The organism is Marinobacter sp. NP-4(2019) (assembly GCF_003994855.1).
Classification (GTDB): Bacteria; Pseudomonadota; Gammaproteobacteria; order Pseudomonadales; family Oleiphilaceae; genus Marinobacter.
Genome location: NZ_CP034142.1, coordinates 3,422,588 through 3,442,046, shown reverse-complemented (window position 1 = coordinate 3,442,046; position 19,459 = coordinate 3,422,588). Strand labels below are relative to the sequence as shown.

Annotated in this window: 22 protein-coding genes; 20 read left to right on the top strand and 2 right to left on the bottom strand. The window is 59.3% G+C overall.

What is annotated here, in order from left to right; all coding sequences use genetic code 11:
* Positions 1–54 precede the first annotated feature (54 nt).
* The 4 genes from EHN06_RS15625 to EHN06_RS15610 all read left to right on the top strand — a co-directional run bounded on the left by EHN06_RS15625 (position 55) and on the right by EHN06_RS15610 (position 3,402).
* Complete coding sequence (locus EHN06_RS15625; RefSeq protein WP_127333460.1) at positions 55–1,158, top strand: mandelate racemase/muconate lactonizing enzyme family protein; 1,104 nt, start codon at positions 55–57, stop codon at positions 1,156–1,158.
* A 148-nt stretch (positions 1,159–1,306) separates the two neighbouring features.
* Positions 1,307–1,762, top strand: a complete 456-nt coding sequence (locus tag EHN06_RS15620; RefSeq protein WP_127333459.1) for a GatB/YqeY domain-containing protein — start codon at positions 1,307–1,309, stop codon at positions 1,760–1,762.
* Positions 1,763–1,855: 93 nt separating this feature from the next.
* A complete protein-coding gene (locus EHN06_RS15615) occupies positions 1,856–2,467 on the top strand; it encodes a class I SAM-dependent methyltransferase (RefSeq protein WP_127333458.1) in 612 nt (203 codons plus the stop codon).
* Positions 2,468–2,613: 146 nt separating this feature from the next.
* Positions 2,614–3,402, top strand: coding sequence for a hypothetical protein (locus EHN06_RS15610; protein WP_127333457.1), 789 nt, complete (start codon positions 2,614–2,616; stop codon positions 3,400–3,402).
* A 65-nt stretch (positions 3,403–3,467) separates the two neighbouring features.
* Here the strand turns inward: EHN06_RS15610 and EHN06_RS15605 are convergent, their stop codons facing one another.
* On the bottom strand, positions 3,468–4,319 hold the full coding sequence (locus tag EHN06_RS15605) for a hypothetical protein (protein ID WP_127333456.1): 852 nt from the start codon (positions 4,317–4,319) through the stop codon (positions 3,468–3,470).
* 113 nt (positions 4,320–4,432) lie between these two features.
* Between EHN06_RS15605 and EHN06_RS15600 the strand changes: the two genes are divergently transcribed.
* The 4 genes from EHN06_RS15600 to EHN06_RS15585 all read left to right on the top strand — a co-directional run bounded on the left by EHN06_RS15600 (position 4,433) and on the right by EHN06_RS15585 (position 6,897).
* Positions 4,433–5,128, top strand: a complete 696-nt coding sequence (locus tag EHN06_RS15600; protein ID WP_127333455.1) for a VWA domain-containing protein — start codon at positions 4,433–4,435, stop codon at positions 5,126–5,128.
* Positions 5,129–5,185: 57 nt separating this feature from the next.
* The gene (locus EHN06_RS15595; protein ID WP_127333454.1) at positions 5,186–5,908 is read left to right on the top strand and encodes a DnaJ domain-containing protein; all 723 of its coding nucleotides are present in this window, start codon (positions 5,186–5,188) and stop codon (positions 5,906–5,908) included.
* 68 nt (positions 5,909–5,976) lie between these two features.
* On the top strand, positions 5,977–6,237 hold the full coding sequence (locus tag EHN06_RS15590; protein WP_127333453.1) for a hypothetical protein: 261 nt from the start codon (positions 5,977–5,979) through the stop codon (positions 6,235–6,237).
* Positions 6,238–6,249: 12 nt separating this feature from the next.
* The gene (locus tag EHN06_RS15585) at positions 6,250–6,897 is read left to right on the top strand and encodes a DsbA family oxidoreductase (RefSeq protein WP_127333452.1); all 648 of its coding nucleotides are present in this window, start codon (positions 6,250–6,252) and stop codon (positions 6,895–6,897) included.
* 49 nt (positions 6,898–6,946) lie between these two features.
* On the opposite strand, the gene EHN06_RS15580 is transcribed toward EHN06_RS15585, so the two are convergent.
* Positions 6,947–7,924 carry a ribonuclease Z gene (locus tag EHN06_RS15580; protein WP_127333451.1) on the bottom strand — a complete coding sequence of 326 codons (978 nt, stop codon included), beginning with the start codon at positions 7,922–7,924 and terminating at the stop codon, positions 6,947–6,949.
* A 99-nt stretch (positions 7,925–8,023) separates the two neighbouring features.
* Between EHN06_RS15580 and EHN06_RS15575 the strand changes: the two genes are divergently transcribed.
* The 12 genes from EHN06_RS15575 to hypD all read left to right on the top strand — a co-directional run bounded on the left by EHN06_RS15575 (position 8,024) and on the right by hypD (position 19,431).
* The gene (locus tag EHN06_RS15575) at positions 8,024–9,394 is read left to right on the top strand and encodes a C13 family peptidase (RefSeq protein ID WP_127333450.1); all 1,371 of its coding nucleotides are present in this window, start codon (positions 8,024–8,026) and stop codon (positions 9,392–9,394) included.
* Positions 9,395–9,502: 108 nt separating this feature from the next.
* Positions 9,503–10,408, top strand: a complete 906-nt coding sequence (locus tag EHN06_RS15570) for an alpha/beta fold hydrolase (RefSeq protein ID WP_127333449.1) — start codon at positions 9,503–9,505, stop codon at positions 10,406–10,408.
* A gap of 132 nt (positions 10,409–10,540) precedes the next feature.
* A complete protein-coding gene (locus tag EHN06_RS15565; protein WP_127333448.1) occupies positions 10,541–11,677 on the top strand; it encodes a 4Fe-4S dicluster domain-containing protein in 1,137 nt (378 codons plus the stop codon).
* Positions 11,674–12,144, top strand: a complete 471-nt coding sequence (locus tag EHN06_RS15560; RefSeq protein ID WP_127333447.1) for a cyclic nucleotide-binding domain-containing protein — start codon at positions 11,674–11,676, stop codon at positions 12,142–12,144. The genes EHN06_RS15565 and EHN06_RS15560 overlap by 4 nt, the downstream gene beginning before the upstream one ends.
* Positions 12,144–12,971: an FAD/NAD(P)-binding protein gene (locus EHN06_RS15555; protein ID WP_206075669.1), complete on the top strand. Its 828-nt coding sequence runs from the start codon at positions 12,144–12,146 to the stop codon at positions 12,969–12,971. Before EHN06_RS15560 ends, EHN06_RS15555 begins: the two co-directional genes overlap by 1 nt.
* A gap of 1 nt (position 12,972) precedes the next feature.
* Positions 12,973–13,755 carry an oxidoreductase gene (locus EHN06_RS15550; RefSeq protein ID WP_127333445.1) on the top strand — a complete coding sequence of 261 codons (783 nt, stop codon included), beginning with the start codon at positions 12,973–12,975 and terminating at the stop codon, positions 13,753–13,755.
* Complete coding sequence (locus tag EHN06_RS15545) at positions 13,745–15,034, top strand: Ni/Fe hydrogenase subunit alpha (RefSeq protein WP_127333444.1); 1,290 nt, start codon at positions 13,745–13,747, stop codon at positions 15,032–15,034. Before EHN06_RS15550 ends, EHN06_RS15545 begins: the two co-directional genes overlap by 11 nt.
* Entirely contained in the window at positions 15,027–15,506 is a 480-nt protein-coding gene (locus tag EHN06_RS15540; protein WP_127333443.1) for a hydrogenase maturation protease, read from the top strand. The genes EHN06_RS15545 and EHN06_RS15540 overlap by 8 nt, the downstream gene beginning before the upstream one ends.
* Positions 15,499–15,780 carry a hydrogenase/urease maturation nickel metallochaperone HypA gene (locus EHN06_RS15535; RefSeq protein ID WP_127333442.1) on the top strand — a complete coding sequence of 94 codons (282 nt, stop codon included), beginning with the start codon at positions 15,499–15,501 and terminating at the stop codon, positions 15,778–15,780. Before EHN06_RS15540 ends, EHN06_RS15535 begins: the two co-directional genes overlap by 8 nt.
* The gene (gene hypF / locus EHN06_RS15530; protein ID WP_127333441.1) at positions 15,777–18,122 is read left to right on the top strand and encodes a carbamoyltransferase HypF; all 2,346 of its coding nucleotides are present in this window, start codon (positions 15,777–15,779) and stop codon (positions 18,120–18,122) included. The genes EHN06_RS15535 and hypF overlap by 4 nt, the downstream gene beginning before the upstream one ends.
* Positions 18,095–18,340, top strand: a complete 246-nt coding sequence (locus EHN06_RS15525) for a HypC/HybG/HupF family hydrogenase formation chaperone (RefSeq protein WP_127333440.1) — start codon at positions 18,095–18,097, stop codon at positions 18,338–18,340. The genes hypF and EHN06_RS15525 overlap by 28 nt, the downstream gene beginning before the upstream one ends.
* The gene (gene hypD / locus EHN06_RS15520) at positions 18,337–19,431 is read left to right on the top strand and encodes a hydrogenase formation protein HypD (RefSeq protein WP_127333439.1); all 1,095 of its coding nucleotides are present in this window, start codon (positions 18,337–18,339) and stop codon (positions 19,429–19,431) included. Before EHN06_RS15525 ends, hypD begins: the two co-directional genes overlap by 4 nt.
* Positions 19,432–19,459 lie beyond the last annotated feature (28 nt).

Genomic DNA, 19,459 nt, shown 5'->3' with positions numbered 1-19,459 from the left:
TGTTCGAGGGAGACGTGCCTTGGATCAGAATCGGCCTGGACCGGGAGGCGTATCATGCGTATCACGAGTGTGGAAGTGTATACCGCAGGCCTGGAATACGCCGGCAAGGCGTATGCCTTTGCGGGAGGGCGTTCACATAAAAGGTTTACCAGTACCGTGGTCGTGCTGACCACGGATATGGGGGTTGCCGGCTATGGCGAGGTTTGTCCCTGCGGCCCCAACTACATGGCCGCTTTTGCCGAGGGGCTACCCTCTTGCCTGTCATTGCTGGCACCCGTTGTTATTGGAGAAGATCCACGCCAGACCTCTTTTATCCATGAGCGCATGGATCAGGCGCTGACCGGACACGCTGTTGCCAAGGCTGCCATTGATATCGCCTGCTGGGACATACTGGGAAAAGCGGCCGGATTGCCCGTCTACACTTTACTGGGTGGACTCCAGGTGCCCGCTATGCCCTTGCACAGGATTGTTTCTCTGGGCGAGCCGGAAGAGATGGAAGCGTCTTTGCAACGCTATCGTTCTGAAGGGGTCCGGCACGTTCAGATCAAACTGGGGCATCGGGTTGACGAGGACATCGACCTCATCCGGGCTCTCAGCAAGTTCAAACACCCCGATGAGCTGTGGGTTGGAGACATTAACGGAGCCTGGCGACGGGATCAGGCTGTGCGCTTTGCTCAGGCGATCGGCGGGGTGGACCTATATCTGGAGCAGCCCTGCCGGGGCTATGAGGAATGCCTGTCGGTCCGGCGTCGGATAAGGCATCCAGTCAAGCTGGATGAGAGCCTCAACTCTTTGGCCGATGTACAGCGGGCCATCTGCGACGATGCCATGGATGCGATGGCCCTGAAGGTCAGCAAGTTCGGTGGCCTGACCCCCTCCCGAATCATAAGGGATGTGTGCGTGGATGCCGGAATACCCATGACAATCGAAGATGCGTGGGGCAGTGGCATAGCCACGGCAGCCTATGCCCATCTGGCGGCGAGTACTCCGGCCAGGGCTTTGCTGAATACAACGGATCTTCACAATTACAATACGGTTCCGCTGGCCACCGGTGCCCCCGAAGTGTCCGGTGGCCGAATGACGCTGAGTGATCGCCCCGGGCTGGGCGTGGTTCCGGATTTCAGCATGCTGACACTGCGCGACGTCTACGAGGCATAATGAATATAAGGAGTGGCATCCGAGGCTTCCAACGGAAAACTCATCTGAATGTCCGTGGTGCTGAGATTTACCCTGATGATCCCCCTTTGTATTCTTAAAAGTCCGCCCCCATAAACCATACAACAACCCACAGAACAGGAGGCCGGCAATGGCGGAATCATCACTCAAGGAACAATTGAACACCGCAGTAAAAAACGCGATGCGGGAGAAGGACAAGACGCGGCTTGTCACCCTGCGCATGGCTCAGGCGGCGGTCAAGCAGATCGAGATTGATGAGCGCCGAGACCTGTCTGACGAGGACGTTCTGAAGGTGCTGGACAAAATGCTCAAGCAACGCCGCGATGCCGCCAGTCAATACGATGAGGCCGGTCGTGAGGAGCTGGGCGATAAGGAACGTGCGGAAATGGTGATTATCGAGGAATTCATGCCCGCCGCCCTGACCGAGGATGACCTGGATGGCTTGATCCGTATGGCAATCCGCTCAACCGGTGCTCACGGTATGCAGGACATGGGGCGTGTGATGAACGATCTGCGCCCTCAGGCGCTGGGTCGGGTCGATATGGGCCATCTGAGCAAGAAGGTGCGGGCGGCGCTGGCGGGCTAGGCGGCGGCCGAAAAGAAGCCTGTTTCGGTATTCAGTACAGATCCCACTGCTATAATCGTTTTAAAAGCCAAGCGGCCAGGTTGAGAGAACGCTATGGGTGGGGAAAGTGGCGACCCGAAATTCGATTCAAACCGGAGGACAAGCCCTGCGGCTTTCTTCCTTGGATTCTTGCGGGAACCGCGCCAGGTGGGCTCTGTTATCCCCAGTTCTCGATTCCTGGAACAACGGATCGTCGAGGCGTCGAACCTGTCTGCCGCCAGGCGGGTGGTTGAGCTGGGGCCCGGTACCGGCGGCACCACGCGAACGTTCCTGAAGCACCTTGCTCAGGATGCGCACCTGCTCTCGATCGAATTAAGTCCTTACTTCCATGAACTGCTTGGTGAGATTGCAGACCCACGCTTCACCAATCACCTGGGCAGCGCTGAGAACCTCGCAGAGATTCTGGCGTTGCACGGTATGGGGCAACCGGATGTGATCATCTCCGGCATTCCCTTCTCGAAAATGCCGGAAGCCGTTGGTACTGTCGTGGCGCAGGCGGTGAAGAACAGCCTGGCCGAGGACGGGCGTTTCATCGCCTATCAGTTCCGCCGGGATGTGGCTTCGATTACAGGACCGATCATGGGGGCGCCTGCCAGCTGCACGCTGGAGCTACGGAACATTCCTCCGATGTGGGTTTATAGTTGGTTTAAGACGGCGGATGCCTGAGCCGAATGCCGGCTCTACAGCTACCGTAAGACATGGCCTGGTTTGTTGAAGGTGAGTTGATGTGCAGGGTGGCGAGCCGCCTTTACTCTTACGGAATGCTCGAATACGGGGCACCACGCGCCTGATACCTTGGGATAGACGATAGGATGGAAAAGCGAAACCTTAAGAAAAATAGACTGAAGAATGTGAACGTATTGTTTGCATTGTTCAGTCTGTTTTTTATTTTTCCTGCTAAAGGTTGGGCCTATGAGTTAAGGGTTGGCTTTGGTCAGGATAAACCTCCTTTTGTAATTGGACGGACCAAAGCCGGGCTGGAGATTGATATTTTCCGGGAGGCCCTGGCCTATAAGGGGCATAGCATGGAGGTGCATCATATGCCTAACAAGAGGCTCCAAATTGCATTACTTGATAAACAGGCTCTTGATGCAGTGGCAACGGTACGTCAGGTTTCGGGTGACGGACTTTTTTATGTGGATGACTTTATATACTTTGATAATTACGCAATATCCAAAGTTGAAGACAATCTGGAAATTAACGAAGTATCGGACCTCATAGGTCTAAGTGTTGTCACCTGGCAGAACGCCTATCGTGATCTTGGGCCGGAATTCGAGAGCATTTTTCAGCCTGCTCCACCTGAAGAGTATAAGAGCCTATATGTAGAACATGTTAGCCAGAAAAGTCAAAATCTGATGTTCTGGGGAGCGCGGGCTGAAGTCATTGTGATTGATAAGACCATATTTGGGTGGTACCGCCAACAACTGAGTGAAGAAATTGACACAACTCCTGAAGTGACCTTCCATGACCTCTTTTCAGGAAAGACTTATTATCAGGCAGCTTTCAAGAATGAAGAATTGGCAAGGGATTTCGAAGAAGGGCTGAACTATCTTAAAGTCACAGGAAGGTACGCCCAGCTCTACAATGAATATATGCAATAAGCCAGTATCCGGTTAACTGCTCCGACTTCTCCCGAAACCGCTGCCTGACCTTGCGAACCTGATGTTTACCAGCTGAGCCTGATGCTCCCCAAGAGAGTATCGTCCAAACGTAGATCCAGTGTTCCCGTCTCCAGGTCCTGATACCGGACGCGGGTATCCACACTCGCGCCAATTCCCAGAATCACCGCTGGCCATAACCCTTCACCCGAACCGATCCGATAAGTCAGCTCCGTTCGCCACTCGCGCAGATAAAGCGCGCTTTCCACCTCCCGGGCCTTATCCAGTGTGGCCCAACGATCCCCCTTGCGTTCCAGTCGAAACTCCCAGCGTTCGCCGGGGCTTTGCCATCGCAACATGACAGGCAGATCGATCAGCCAGTGGCCACCTTCATCGGCGTGCTGCCAACGTACTCGGGGAAGCCAGCGGAAAGAACCGAAGCGATGATCGCCGCCGACACCGAGGCTCAGGGGGGAGTCCTCACGGACTGCCCGAAATATCGCCACACGGCCATTCACCACCTCGCTATGAAAGCTTTGATGCTTGAACATGTTGGAGGTGCCGGTAACGCCGACCCGCGCTTCCACGCGGTAAAGCCGGTAATGCCAATCGCCCCCGAAGGTCAACCGGTGCAGGTGGCCGTTGTGCGCCGGTTCACCGGTGCGTATGCGCAGAGGCTGATAATCGTAAGCCACGCCGAACGTACCCGTAGCGCTCTGGTGGAGCCAGCCCAGCCCACGCTGAGAACGGCTCACCTCCGCGGCTGACGCCACCTCTTCCGGCCAGTTGTAAGACTGCCACTGACGGTATAGCAGGTAGACATCGCTTGAGGCCTGAACAGCGCGCGGCAGGGTGAGGGTGGCAAGCAGGACAACCACCAAAGGGAAAAACCAAGGTGTTGCACGAGCTGCGGCTTGCAAACTATGTCCCTTGCACACAGTGCTGCCCCCTTTATTCGGGTCTGTGAATTGCGATGGCTTTGCCCTACGATTGTAGTAATAGTTTGGCCAGCCCAGGCGGTTTTCAGAAGCTTATGTCCGATAAAGAACTACGCACTAAATCCGATAAACAGTCCATCGACGAGTTTATCCACCAGGTCCGTACGATGCCTGATCAAGGTAAAGCGCAGGGGCGGCTGATTTTTGCGCTGGACGCCACTGCGAGCCGGGAGGCGACCTGGGATCAGGCTTGCCACTTGCAGAGCGAGCTGTTCCTCGCGACCCGGGATTTGGGCGGTCTGGCCATTCAGCTTTGTTATTATCGGGGCTTCGGTGAGTTCAAGGCCACGAAGTTTGTTACCGAAACCGGTCAGCTGCTGAATCTGATGAACGGTGTTTCCTGTTTGGGTGGCCGTACCCAGATCAGCCGGGTGTTGGCTCACGCCGTGAAAGAAACCCGCGCAGAACCCGTCAAGGCCGTGGTGTTTATCGGGGATTGTTGCGAGGAGCCGGTGGACGATCTCTGCCACACGGCGGGGGAGTTGGGCATGCTGCGAACCCCGGTGTTCATGTTCCATGAGGGCGCCGATGCTCATGCCAGGGCGGTGTTCCAGCAGGTGAGCAAGCTGTCCGGAGGCGCCTACGCACCCTTTGATCGTAACAGCCCGCAGGTTCTCAAGGATCTTATGGCCGCTGTTGCGGTCTATGCTTCCGGGGGAGCCAAGGCCCTGCAGGACTTTTCCAGCCGCAGCTCTCCGGAGGTCAGGCGCCTGACCCGGCAGATCAGATAGCGCTTGTTCTAATTCATCTTTAATCCAACGATGGGCCGGCGAGCCCGGGGTGTCTGAGTGCCACTAGTAACGCTGCTGGTTATCGTATTGTCGGTTGTCGCGTGGATTTGGCTGCGCAACCAGCCGCCCAGCCAACGCAAGCCGGCCCTTCTCAAGCTGGCGTTGATTGCCGCTATCGGGGTGGTGCTTTTGCTGGCGGCTACCGGCCGGCTGCACTTTGTGTTTGCGTTGTTGGCGTTTCTATACCCGCTGCTGCGTCGGGTGCTGCCATCTCTGTTGATGGGGGCGGGAAATGCGCAAGCAAAGGCCAGGCCGGGCAACCAGTCCCATGTGTCCAGCGATATTCTCGAGATGAGCCTGGACCATGACTCCGGAACCATGAGCGGCAAGATCCTGAAGGGCCCCATGGCCGGCCGGGAACTGGCAGATCTGGGCGAGAGCGAATTTCTCGAGCTGTTAAAATATTGTCGGGCGCATGACGAAGACTCCGCCCGGCTGCTGGAAACCTACCTTGACCGTCGGTTCGGCGACTCCTGGCGCGCTGATGACCCGGCTGGCGCAGACAGCGGGGAATCCGGCGATGGTGGCAATGCCAGCAACGCCGGCGCTCCCCTGACCGAAAGCGAAGCCCTGGATATCCTCGGGCTGGAGCCCGGTGCCAGCCGGGAAGAGATCATCCAGGCTCACCGCCGGATGATGCAGAAAGTGCATCCGGACCATGGTGGAAGTAACTATCTGGCTGCTCGTATCAATGAGGCCAAAGAGTACCTGCTGGGTTGATTGTTTAACGTTAAGTCGCCAGGGAATTGCCGGAGCAGCCCGACCTGAAACGTAGCAGGGGAGTAGTAATGGACGATCCGTTGTTTTCGCGAAAAATGTCCAAATTTTTGGAGACTATCCCCGATGTTCGTGATGGTTTGACCCGCACGGAACGCTTGGTGCTCTACGTTCTGCATGAGACCCAGCGCGAGCTGAACGGGCGCAACGTACCCACGGCCATGCTCTATGGCCGAGTGCTTGAGTACGTTGACATGAGCGAGGCCGAACTGCATGTATACCTCGACCGCCTGGGTGTAAAAGGCGATGGTTATTCCAACCCTGTCAACTGAGATGGAGCCGCTATGAACAAGATGCACATCGACATTGTTTCCGACATCGCCTGTCCATGGTGTGCTATCGGCTATGCTCGCCTGGAACGGGCCATGAAACAGGTGGCGTCGGAGTATGAGTTCACCGTTCAATGGCATGCGTTTGAACTGAACCCGGATCACAGTGGCGACGGTGAGCCGATCCTGCCGGCCCTGGCTCGAAAGTACGGGCGGAGCGAGGACGAGATGCGGTCCACCCAGAACCAGATGATGGTGATCGCCAAAGACCTGGGGCTCAACTTCGAGAAAATGCAGGAGCGACGCACCTGCAATACCTTCGACGCCCACCGGTTGGTGAAATGGGCCGGCGAGCAGGGGCGGCAGACCGGGATGAAACAAGCTCTGTTTGATGCCTATTTCGGCAGGGCAGACGATGTCTCCGACCACGATGTCCTTGTCAGATGCGCTGAAACGCTTGGGCTTGATCCGGGCACAGCCAGAGACGTGCTGGATTCGGATCAGTATGGACGTGAGGTACGGGAAGACGAAGCCACCTACCGGCAGGCCGGCGTCTCGGCTGTACCGGCGTTCATTATTAACGGCAAGTATCTCATCTCCGGTGCGCAGGAGCCGGAAACCCTGGTCCAGGCGTTTCGGGAGATTGTCGCAGGGTCCGACTGAAACAGGCTCTACTTGCGTGAGAAAACAGCGATCCCGTCCGGGTGTATCATCAAGGTTCTCTTGTCGTCAGGCGGCTCAGTGACAAATCTTTCTCCAACCGGTAGGTATCGAAATCCCTGGCCAAAAACAGCTGGCCCCGGTAGTGCTGCATGGCTTCGGCCGCCAGTTGGTTAATATTGGGTGTGCCTTCCGCTCCTGACTGGTAGCGGGAACTGAAATGGGTCAGCACCAGGTTGGGTAACCGGACCTGTTGCGCAAACCGGGCGACCTGTTCGGCGGAACTGTGTTGTGGCCAGGGGCCGACCCGGTCGGCCACGTCTTGAGTGTAGGTAGCCTCGTGGATCAGCGCATGGCTGCCGTTGCAGGCATTGGTCAGCAGCTCCGGGGTGTCGTTGTCACCGGCGACGATGAGTCGGCGGGCCGTGCGGGGAATGTGTGTGTATTCTTCACTCCGGAGCACGCGGCCGTTGTCGAGCAGCACGTCCTGTCCCTTCTGCAACTCGCCCCAGCTGGGTCCCGGTTCCACGCCGTCCGCCCGCAGTTTGTCTTGCAGCAGCTGTCGTTCCAGATTCCTCTCAGTGAATACGTAGGCGCGGCAGGGCACGCGATGGGACAGCGCCACGTTGGTTACCCCGAAGTGTTCATCCTGCCAGTGGAAGTCCGGGGCTTCGGAGTCGATGAAGTTCAGGGGGTAGCTGAGGCTGGAGTCGCTGTTTTCAATCACTGCAGTGATGAATCGTTGTACCTGCACGGGCGCGATGACATCCAGCGGTTCTGTGCGGCCAAGCATGGAGGCGCTGGTGAGCAGCCCTGGCAGGCCGAAGGTGTGGTCGCCGTGGATATGGGTGATGAAGATGGCCCGTAACTGCATGACCGAGTAGCGGGTGCGCAGCAACTGATGCTGTGTGCCCTCGCCACAGTCCACCAGGTACCAGGGTTTGGGGCCAGTGTGGCACAGGGCCAGGCCGGTCACGTTGCGTGCCCGTGTCGGTGTTGCGGCGGATGTGCCCAGGAAAGTGAATTCCATTGTGCCTTGTTTCTTGGTCGGGTGTGTCAGGGAAACGGGTTTTGCTGAATAATGGACCCTGTCGTGTTGATTATCCAGACGCTTTCAAGGACTTGAACCATGAAGACTGCTTTACCATGCCCGCTGCGGCTCGCCCTGCCTCTGATTGTCGCGCTCTTGCTTACCGCGTGCGAAGGGCCGGAGCTGCTCCCGCCGGATTTTCGCCTGCCGGATGGCAGCACCTATTCCGGCGATACCCGGGACGGACTCTTCCATGGCAAGGGCGTTCAGGAATTCGCCAGTGGTACCGTCTACAGCGGTGAGTTTCAGGAAGGATACTGGCATGGTTATGGTGAACTTGAATCCCCGGCGGGGTGGCGATACCTCGGCGAATTCCGGCAAGGGCTGATGGCCGGGCAGGGCGTGCTGGAAGATGAAGACAGTCGGTACGAGGGGGAATTCCAGAACAATGAGTTCCATGGAGCGGGACGTTACGAAGACAGTAGCGGTGTCTATATCGCCGAGTTTGTCGAGGGGAGTCCCGTCAAGGGGAAACACGTTACTGATTATGGCGCCTATGAGGGAGAGTTCCGTGACTGGTATTACCACGGTGAGGGCTCCTACACTTTCGAATCGAAGGAAATGGGCAGTTTCTCGGGCACCTGGGAGTACGGTGAGTTTGTAGATCGGGAAGAATATGTCCCGGAAGAACCGCCGGTGCCCCTCACTGAAAAAATCCTTGCGGAGGACCATCGGCGCCTGGACGACCAGATCACCAATCTGGAGCCTGAACGACCGGGTGAGGTAGATGCCTATTTCCTCGCTGTGGGCGGTGACGGCACTGAGTCGGTTTTCATGCGCGACATCCAGGTTGCCAGAACCGGCCTGCAAGCGCAGTTCGATGTTGAAAACCGCGCGATCATGCTGCTCAACCACCGGGATTACGAAATCTTCCCCCTGGCCACCCGGCCTTCCATCGCAACCGCCCTGGAGGCCCTGGATGAGCAGATGAACCCGGAGGAGGACCTGCTGGTGATCCACCTGGTCAGTCATGGCAGCAAAGATGGGGACCTGCTGTTGCAACAACCCGGAATGGAACTGCCGGACCTGACGCCCCGGGACTTTGAACAGATGCTGGAGCCACTGGATGCCCGCCGAAAACTGCTGGTGGTCTCGGCGTGCTACTCCGGGCAATGGCTCAACCAACTCAAAGACAGCGACACGCTGATCATGACTTCCGCTCGGGATGATCGTACCTCCTTCGGCTGTGGCGATGACTCGGAAATGACCTGGTTCACCAGGGCGGTGTATCAAAGCGTGGGCCTGTCACTCACCGACCCCGACACCATGTTCGAGCAGGTCAGTCAGCAGATCAGAGCCTGGGAAGAAGACATCGACATGGAAGAGGAGAGCTGGTCCTTTCCCCAGTTCCATCTTGGTGAAAGCCTGCGGCAATGGCTGAGCCAGGAAGTGCCCGGCCCGGCCGGGTAACAGGATTCACCTGCCCCCTGTTGATCAGGATTCTGGCCCTGTAACCCATGGCGACGAACCATCCGATGTGGACAATGGCGCCCTCATTCAGGCGGAGTCCACACAGACATGGCACGAGTAACAGCACACGATGGCGCCAGGCTGAAGGTGCGGGAAATCGGGCGCGGCCCGGTGGTTATCCTGCTTCACGGTTTTGGCATGGACAGCCGCCACTGGTTGCCAATCATCTTGCCGCTGGCCCACCGGTTCCGTTTCGTGCTTCCCGACCTGCGAGGGTTTGGTGGGTCTTCCCGTCTGACCTGCAGTGACCCCTGTGTGCTGACCAGCCATGCCCGGGATCTTGACGCGGTGATCCGTGAATACAGTTGTGGGGAGCCCGTCGGGTTGGGTGGCATTTCCATGGGGGCGAGTACGTCACTGCGTTACATGCAGTTGTTCGGCTCGCGTGCTGTTCGTCACTACGTCCACATTGACCAGGCACCTCGCGTCGCTCACGGTCCGGGTTGGCCCTGGGGCATTTTTGGTGAGCAGGGGCCGCAGCGAATTCGCGGCTGGTGGCCCTTGCTGGAGCAGCTTGAGCGGATTGATCCGGAAACGCCCTTTGCGGCACTGCCTCAGGACCTGCGCCAGCAATTCCATGGGGATCTGGCCGACTTTATGGAAATTGCCCTCAGCCGTCGCTGGATGAAGTGGGCGGCGGGGCGGTTGATGCGTATCCCAGGTGTTGCCCAACAGCTGGTGCCGGTCGACAACTGGTACACCCTGTACCAGCACATGCGGGCCTACGCCGAACGGGAATACGATTTCCGCTCCTTCCTGCCGGAGTTGCTGGTGCCCACCACCGTTATGGCCGGCCGCCGCTCAGAAATGTACCCCTGGGCCGGGCAGGCGGTTATGGCGGACATGATTCCAAACGTACGGCTGGTCACGCTCGAGAACAGCGGCCATGTGCCGTTGATCGATCAGCCGGTGGTCTGTGTCAGGACGCTTGGGCAGGCGTTTCAGCCCGCCTGATCTCTTTGCGGGCGTCTGAATGGCGCCTGTCACCCTCCCTATCTTTGACAAAACCCCCCGCCTTGCCAAAGCTTGTAGAGGGCAATTAGCGGGTTCGTGATTGTCTGATTGCCAATCATGGAAGGTCTCCTCATGGACAACGTTGACGATAGCTCTGTTATCACGCGGGAAGGCTTGCAGTGTTTGCTGGATGTGTTGGCGGAGCGCGGGTATACGGTTGTAGGGCCGACCGTTCGGGATCAGGCCATTGTGTATGAAGAGCTGGCCCGTACCGAAGAGCTCCCTGCGGGCTGGACGGATGAACAGGATGGCGGCCATTACCGACTGAAACGGCGTTCGGACGAGGCATTGTTTGGCTATGCTGTGGGTCCGCATAGCTGGAAACGTTTCCTTCATCCCCCCAAAGTGTCCCTGTGGCAGGCGACGCGCCACGAAGATCAACTGCGTTTTGTTCCCGCCCGGGATGAACCGCCCCGATACGCCTTCATCGGGGTTCGTGCCTGCGAGCTGGCGGCCATCGGAATTCAGGATCGCGTGCTGATGGGGGACGAGTATGCCGACCCCCATTATCGCTCACGTCGTGAGCAGGCTTTCCTGGTGGCGCTCAACTGCTCCGAGGCGGGCGGCACCTGTTTTTGCGATTCCATGGATACCGGGCCTGACGTCAAAGAAGGCTACGATCTTGTCCTCACTGAATTACTGGGTGACGACAACCACCTGTTCCTGATTCGGTCAGGCTCGGAGGCGGGGGCGGAAATCCTGGCCGAATTGCCCCGGGAACCTGCGACAGAGACCCATCAGACAGCGGCCACTGCCGTGGTGGAGAAAACCCGCAGCCAGATGGGCCGGAGCATGCCGCAAATCGCCATTCCTGCCTTGCTGATGGATAACCTGGAGCATCCGCGCTGGGATGAGGTTGCCGACCGGTGTCTGAGCTGCTCTAACTGCACTATGGTTTGTCCCACCTGCTTCTGCACCACTGTGGAAGATACCTCGGACCTGGACGGTGTCACTGCGGAGCATAGCCGGCGCTGGGACTCCTGCTTTACGTCGGACTTTTCCTATATTCATGGCGGTAGTGTGCGTAATTCGACCCGCTCCCGCTATCGTCAGTGGATGACCCATAAACTGGCCACCTGGGTGGATCAGTTCGGTACTTCTGGCTGTGTAGGTTGTGGTCGCTGCATAACTTGGTGCCCGGTGGGTATCGATATCACGGAGGAGGTTCGTGCCATTCACGATGATGTTTCATCGGGAGGCAAGGAATGAAAAGCATTGCCCGGATCGTCTGCGAGCACCCGTTCTTTCAGGGTCTGGACGGTGAGTTCTGTGACCTGGTCTGCGGCTGCGCTCGCAATGTCCGGTTTAACCAGGGGGACTACCTGTTCCACGAAGGCGGAGACGCCGATTACCTCTATCTGATCCGCTATGGCCAGGTGGCGCTGGAAATCGCGGTGCCGGGAAAACCGCCGGTTCGTTTTCAAACCCTCCATGACGGTGATCTGGTGGGGGTATCCTGGATTCTGCCACCCTATCATTGGGCCTACGATGCACGTGCCATCACGCTGACCCGTGCCATTGCCATGGATGCCCATTGTCTGCGGAAGAAGTGTGATGAAGACCCGGTTCTGGGCTACGACGTGCTGAAACGCCTGTTGCCGATTCTGACCAGCCGGCTGCACGCGACACAATTGCAGATTCTCGATGTTTATGGTGCTCCGGAGCAGCTTGAGTGATGTCAGACGACCTGATGGTACCTGAGCCGGTCCGGGTCCTGCGCCGACAGCAGGAACTGGCGACCACCTGGACGTTGGAGCTGGAGTCGGGCCGGGCCGGCCGCCGGTCTTTTCTGCCAGGGCAGTTCAACATGCTCTATATCTTTGGGGTGGGGGAGGTGCCCATCAGTCTGAGCGGTGATGCCGGACAATCGGAGACTCTGATTCATACGGTGCGGGCAGTGGGACCGGTTTCCAATAAGCTGGCAGCTTTGAAACCGATGGATACGGTTGGTCTGCGCGGTCCGTTTGGTGTCGGCTGGCCGATGGCGGCAGGCGAGGGCGCGGATTTGCTGATCGTGGCTGGAGGGTTAGGACTGGCCCCCTTGCGACCGGCGATCTATCACGTGTTGCGCCATCGGGAAAGGTATGGCCGGGTGATTCTGCTTTACGGCACACGCAGCCCCGACGATATCCTCTATGCCGGGCAACTGGAGGAATGGAACAAACGTCCGGACGTTGAAGTTCATATTACGGTGGACCATGCCGGTGATGACTGGCTGGGCAAGATTGGCGTGGTTCCTTCGCTGGTGCCGACGTTGGGTTTTGACCCTGAAGACACCGTAGCCATGGTGTGCGGGCCGGAAATCATGATGCGTTTTACGGTCAATGCGCTACGGGATGCCGGTGTTGAGGACGAGTCCATTTACTTGTCTATGGAACGAAACATGAAATGCGCGCTCGGACATTGTGGTCATTGCCAGTTCGGATCGACGTTCGTCTGTAAGGACGGTCCGGTGCTGTCGTTCGACCGGGTCCGCGGATTACTGAGCCTCAAGGAGTTCTGATATGGCGCGCTCGGATCACAAGCCACGCCTCGGTGTCTGGAAGTTTGCTTCGTGCGATGGCTGCCAGCTGACTTTGCTGGATTGTGAGGATGAACTGTTGCAGGTCGCCGGGGCCGTCGACATTGCCTATTTTCCGGAGGCCGCCCGTGGCAGTGGCCGTGGCACCTACGATCTGTCTCTGGTGGAAGGTTCCATCACCACACTCCACGATGCCGAGCGCATACAGGATGTGCGTCGGCGTTCGCGAACCCTGGTGACCATCGGGGCCTGTGCCACCGCCGGCGGCATTCAGGCGTTGCGTAATTTCGCCGATATTGATGATTTTATGGCGGCTGTCTACGCGCACCCGGAGTACATCGAAACGCTGTCTACGTCGACCCCCATCGCCGACCATGTGCCGGTGGATTTTGAATTGCGTGGCTGCCCCATCAGCAAGCAGCAGCTACTGGAGGTTGTGTCGGCATACCTGTGCGGGCGGCGACCGGTCACGCCGGCCCATAGCGTCTGCCTGGATTGCAAGCTCCGGGGCAACGTCTGCGTTATGGTGGCTCATGGAACGCCCTGCCTGGGGCCGATGACCCACAGCGGCTGCAATGCTCTGTGTCCGTCCTATAATCGGGGGTGTTACGGTTGCTATGGGCCCAAGGAAAACCCCAATGCGCCTGCGCTGAGTGAGCGCCTGGATCAACTGGGTATGGGCCGGGCGGAACGGTTGCGCTTTTATCGCACGTTCAATGCCTGGGCCGGGCCGTTCCGTGAGGAGAGTGAACGTCATGGGCCGTAAAACCATCAAGGTGGATTACCTGGCGCGGGTCGAGGGTGAGGGTGCCTTGAATGTGACGATCCGGGACGGCCAGGTCAGCAAGGCGGAATTGCGTATTTTTGAGCCACCGCGCTTTTTTGAGGCGTTCCTGCGTGGGCGCGACTATGCGGAAGCACCCGATGTGACTGCCCGCATCTGCGGTATCTGTCCGGTGGCCTACCAGATGAGCGCTGTGCATGCGATGGAGAACGCGCTCGGCATTGAGGTGGAAGGCCAACTGCGGGCATTGCGGCGATTGTTGTACTGTGGCGAATGGATTGAAAGCCATGCCCTTCACATATACATGCTGCATGCCCCCGACTTCCTGGGGTACGCCGGGGCAGTGGATATGGCCAGGGATTATCCCGACATCGTTAAACGGGGACTGTCCCTGAAAAAAGCGGGTAATGCCATCATGGCCCTGTTAGGCGGTCGCGAAATCCATCCCATCAATGTGCGGGTGGGGGGATTCTACCGAACGCCGACTCGCAAGGAGCTGGAACCGCTGGCTGAAACCCTGAAACAGGCCCGTGAGAACGCCCTGGCAACTGTGCGCTGGACCGCTGGGCTGGAGATGCCGGAAGCCGAGCGGGACTACCATCTGGTGGCACTGCATCATCCGGGCGAATACGCCATGAATGTCGGACGTATTGTTTCCAATCGTGGTTTGGATATTGCCGTAGCGGACTACAACCGTCATTTTGTGGAGTCACACGTGCAACGCTCCACGGCGCTGCATTCCCACCTGCGGGAACACGATTGCTATCTGGTCGGGCCCCTGGCGCGCTACAGCCTTAATCACGGCCAACTCTCATCCCTGGCCCGGGAAACCGCCAAAGAAGCCGGTCTGGGTGTTACCTGCACCAACCCGTTCCAGAGCATTGTGGTGCGCAGTGTCGAGGTCGTGTATGCCTGCGATGAGGCCCTGCGCATCATCGACGAATACCGGGAACCGGAACGGCCGTTCGAGCTGGCCGAGCCGAAGGCGTCGGAGGGCTTTGGTTGCACCGAAGCTCCGCGTGGGCTGTTGTTTCATCGTTACCGGCTGGACGCTAGTGGCGGCATCCTTGAGGCGCAGATTGTGCCGCCCACGGCGCAGAACCAGCCGAGCATCGAGGCAGACCTGAAAGACCTGGTGGGGGGCTGGCTCGATTTGCCGGCCGATACCCTCCGCGAACGGTGTGAGCAGACCATTCGCAACTACGACCCCTGCATTTCCTGTGCAACGCATTTTCTCAAGCTGGATGTCCGCCATGAGTGATGTCTCCGGTCCCATCAGGGTCATCGGTATCGGCAACCGGGACCGGGGGGACGATGCTCTCGGACCGCTGGTGGTAGACGCTCTTCGTGATCGATTGCCGGCAACCGTCAGCGCGGTTGAACACAGTGGAGAGGTGGCCGGGCTCGTGGACCTGATCAGTGATGCTAAAGCGGTATACCTGGTCGACGCCGCCGTCATGGGGCTTGAGCCGGGCAGTTTTCGGGAGTTCGATGCCAGCACTTCGCCTTTGCCGGCGTTGGGAGGAGCGTTTTCGTCCCATGCGCTGGGATTGTCTGAAGCGATTGAGTTGGCCCGCGCACTTGATGCGCTGCCTTCAGTATGCCGGGTGTTTGCGGTGGAGGCGGCCAGCTTCGAAGCCGGTGAAGGGCTGTCACATCCGTTAGGGGACACCCTGCCCCGGGTGGCTCAGGCAGTAATCGATAGCTTAAGACAGGAGAGTGGTCATGCATGAAACGGCGCTGGTCAAAAATCTGATTCACAGGGTCGAGACGCTGTGCGCGGACGAGAACGCCGAACGGGTAGTGGAAGTGGCGGTATGGCTGGGCGCACTGTGTCATATGTCCCCGGAGCATTTCACCGATCACTTCCGTCAGGAGGCTGCCGGCACCTGCGCTGAGCAGGCCCAACTAAGGATTGAGACGTCTGACGATATCAACCATCCCCAGGCCCAGGATGTTCTGTTGCAGAGTCTGGAGCTGGAGACGGAGGATGAGGCCGGGCCATGACTGAAGGCTGCCGGGTCGAAGCCGCGCCAGTGCGTTGGCGTATCCATGTTTATGGCCTGGTGCAGGGCGTGGGGTTTCGACCGTTTGTCTATCGACTGGCGACCGGGCTGGGCCTGTCCGGGTGGGTTGGCAACACCCCAGAGGGCGTGGTTGTAGAGGCTGAGGGGCACCTGGAAGCATTGCAGAATCTGGTGTCCGGGCTGAAACAGCACGCCCCGGTCAATGCTAGCGTGGAGGCAGTGTGCGCGGAACCGATAGCCCGGTCTACGGGAAATGAATCGGATAGAGAATTCCGCGTGTGTGAGAGTCAGGAGCAGGGTGCTGCTGCCACACGGTTACCTGCGGATCTTGCTCCCTGTCGTCAGTGTATCGAGGAACTGCATGATCCCGGCAACCGGCGTTACCGATACCCCTTTATCAATTGCACGGATTGCGGTCCCCGCTACAGCCTGATCGAGGGGGTGCCTTATGACCGTGCTCGCACAGCGATGAGGCATTTTCATATGTGCCCCCATTGCCTGGCGGAGTACCACGATCCGGCCAGCCGGCGCTTTCATGCCGAGCCCAATGCCTGTCCGGACTGCGGTCCAGGTGTCGCCTTTTGCCAGCGTGATGGCACAGTGCTGGCGAACGACGAGGCCGCCGTGTCCGAAGCGGTCCGCCGTCTGGCGGCCGGTGACATCATCGCGCTCAAGGGTGTGGGCGGGTTCCAGCTGTTGGCCGATGCCCGTAGCGCTCGCGCAGTGCAGGTCCTGCGCGAACGAAAGCGGCGGCCACGAAAGCCCCTGGCGGTCATGTTCGATTCGCTGGCGTCGTTGCAGCAGGTATGCCCGGTCTCTGCGTCGGAACGTCAGCTGCTCACCGGTTCGGAGCGGCCCATAGTACTGATTCATGCGCCTGACCATGATCTGGCCGCCAACCTGGCGCCAGGCAGGGCGGACCTCGGTGTGATGCTGCCCTGCACGCCGTTACACGAGCTACTGCTCGGCGATCTGGGGTTTCCCGTGGTCGCCACCAGTGGCAACCTGAGTGGCGAACCGATTGCCATCGACAACCAGGAAGCCTATGCCCGCCTGGGCGCGATTGCCGACGGATTTCTGGTACACGACCGCCCCATTCTGCGACCGCTGGATGATTCCGTGGCTCGCGTGGTGGCCGGGCGGCCCCAGTTACTCCGGCGGGCCCGCGGTTATTCGCCGAATCTGCCCCTGCCCCGGCCTGTGCCAACCGGGTGGGCGGCGACCGGCAGTCACCTGAAAACCACCGTGGCCCTGAGTACCGGCACCGGCATCTTGCTGAGTCAGCATCTTGGCGATATGGACAGTGCTCTGGCGCGTGAAGGTTTTGTCCGCACGTTGGATGAACTACAGAGGCTGTTTACGACTGTGCCGCAGCGCTGGGTTCACGATGGCCATCCGGACTACTTCACAACGCGCTACGCACAGGCCCGTAGTGATGCTCCGTGTGCGGTCCAGCACCATGTTGCGCACATTGCGGCGGTGTTGGCCGAGCACGGGATCAGTGAGCCGGTGCTTGGGGTAGCGTGGGACGGTAGTGGCCTTGGTGACGATAACACCCTGTGGGGCGGGGAGTTCCTGCGCCTGGATTCACAGGGATACGAGCGCGTGGCTCATCTGCGGCGGTTCCGCCTGCCAGGTGGCGAGGCGGCCATGGGAGAACCCCGGCGTTCGGCCCTGGGGCTGTTATACGCGTTACTGGGTGATCAGGTCATGGAGTGCGAGGCTCTGGCCCCGCTACGCAGTTTTACCCGGGCCGAAAGAAAGCTCTTGATCCAGTCGCTCAGAGCTGGCCTGAACGCGCCGGAAACCTCAAGTGTGGGGCGACTGTTTGACGCGGTGGCGGCCTTGGCTGGCATCTGCCAGCAGGCGAGTTACGAGGGGCAGGCGGCGGGCGAGTTGGAGGCGGCCTGTGGTCGCGATAACAGGGCATCGCCCTATCCATTCGAGCTATCGGCACCGGAGGCAGACCGCCCCTGGGAGATAGATTGGGCGCCGGCGATTGATGCGCTGTTGGAAGATGTCCGGCGCGGGCGATCTGTGTCCGGGATATCGGCAGCCTTTCACCAGGGGCTGGTCAACGTCATTGTGGCGGTGGCCAGACAGGCTAAACTGTCGAGAGTGGTGCTGGCTGGCGGGTGCTTCCAGAATGCCTGCCTGCTTGAATCGACCATAACAGCTCTTGAGAGCGCTGGATTTCAGGTGTTCTGGCCGTGCCGGATACCGCCCAACGATGGCGGCCTGGCGCTGGGCCAGTTGGCCTGGGCAACCGGAGTTCTTCAGGGCAGGGAGGGGGCATGTGTCTGGCCGTACCGGGACGCTTGATCAGTATTGACGGCGACGATCCGCTTACCCGTCAAGGGCGCGTCGATTTTGGCGGTGTCGTCAAGTCGGTCAATCTGGCGTACGTGCCGGAGGTGCAAGAGCAGGACTATGTGCTGGTGCATGTGGGATTTGCCATTACCGTCGTTGACCCGCGTGAGGCCGAGCGTGTTTTCGAGTACCTCCGCACCCTGGAACAGGAGGCGGACGAGCCGCAATGAAGTATCGTGATGAATACCGCACCCCTGATGCCGCCCGCGGTTATGCGGATACCATCGCCCGCATCACCACCAGACCCTGGACCCTCATGGAAGTCTGTGGGGGACAGACCCACGCTATCGTCCGTTTCGGGATCGACCAACTGCTGCCGGAGACGATTTCCCTGATCCATGGCCCTGGGTGTCCGGTGTGTGTGACCCCCATCGCCTACATTGACAAGGCTCTCGAAATTGCCGGGCTCCCCGGGGTTATCCTCTGCACCTTTGGCGATATGCTCAGGGTGCCGGGGACGCATTCGGACCTGTCCGCTGCCCGAGCGCGGGGGGCGGATATCCGGGTGGTGTATTCGCCGCTGGAAGCACTGACGGTGGCCAGAGAGAACCCTGGCGATGAAGTGGTTTTCTTTGCGGTCGGCTTTGAAACCACGGCCCCGGCGAATGCGATGGCGGTGTATCAGGCCGAGCGGGCAGGGCTTGAGAATTTCTCGGTGCTGGTCTCCCAGGTGCTGGTGCCACCGGCGATTCGCGCCCTGCTGGATCGCCCGGGCAATCAGGTTCAGGGTTTCCTGGCTGCCGGCCATGTCTGCACGATCACCGGATATGAAGCCTATGAGCCCATTGCCCGTGAACACGGTGTTCCCATTGTGGTGACAGGCTTTGAACCGCTGGACATTCTGGAGGGGGTTTACCGCTGCGTTCGTCAGTTGGAGAAGGGCGAAAGTTGTGTTGAGAACCAGTACAGCCGGGCTGTCCGCCGCCCGGGTAATGCCATGGCCCAGCATGTGATGCAGGCGGTCTTCCAGATGGTGCCCAGGCAATGGCGGGGCATGGGGGACATCCCGGCCAGTGGGCTGGGGGTGTCGCTGGCCTACAGATCCTTCGACGCAGAAGCCCGTTTCGGCACCGTGAACGGTGAGGCTGAGACGCAGGGAGAATGCCTCAGTGGGGCCGTGTTGCGGGGCGAAATCCGCCCTGATCAGTGCCCCGCCTTCGGCACCCGCTGTACTCCGGAACGTCCGCTGGGAGTGACGATGGTGTCCGAGGAGGGTGCCTGTGCCGCCTATTACCGTTATCGCCGACCCGCCGGAGGTTAAGCCTGTGAGTGACAGCTGCGACAATCAT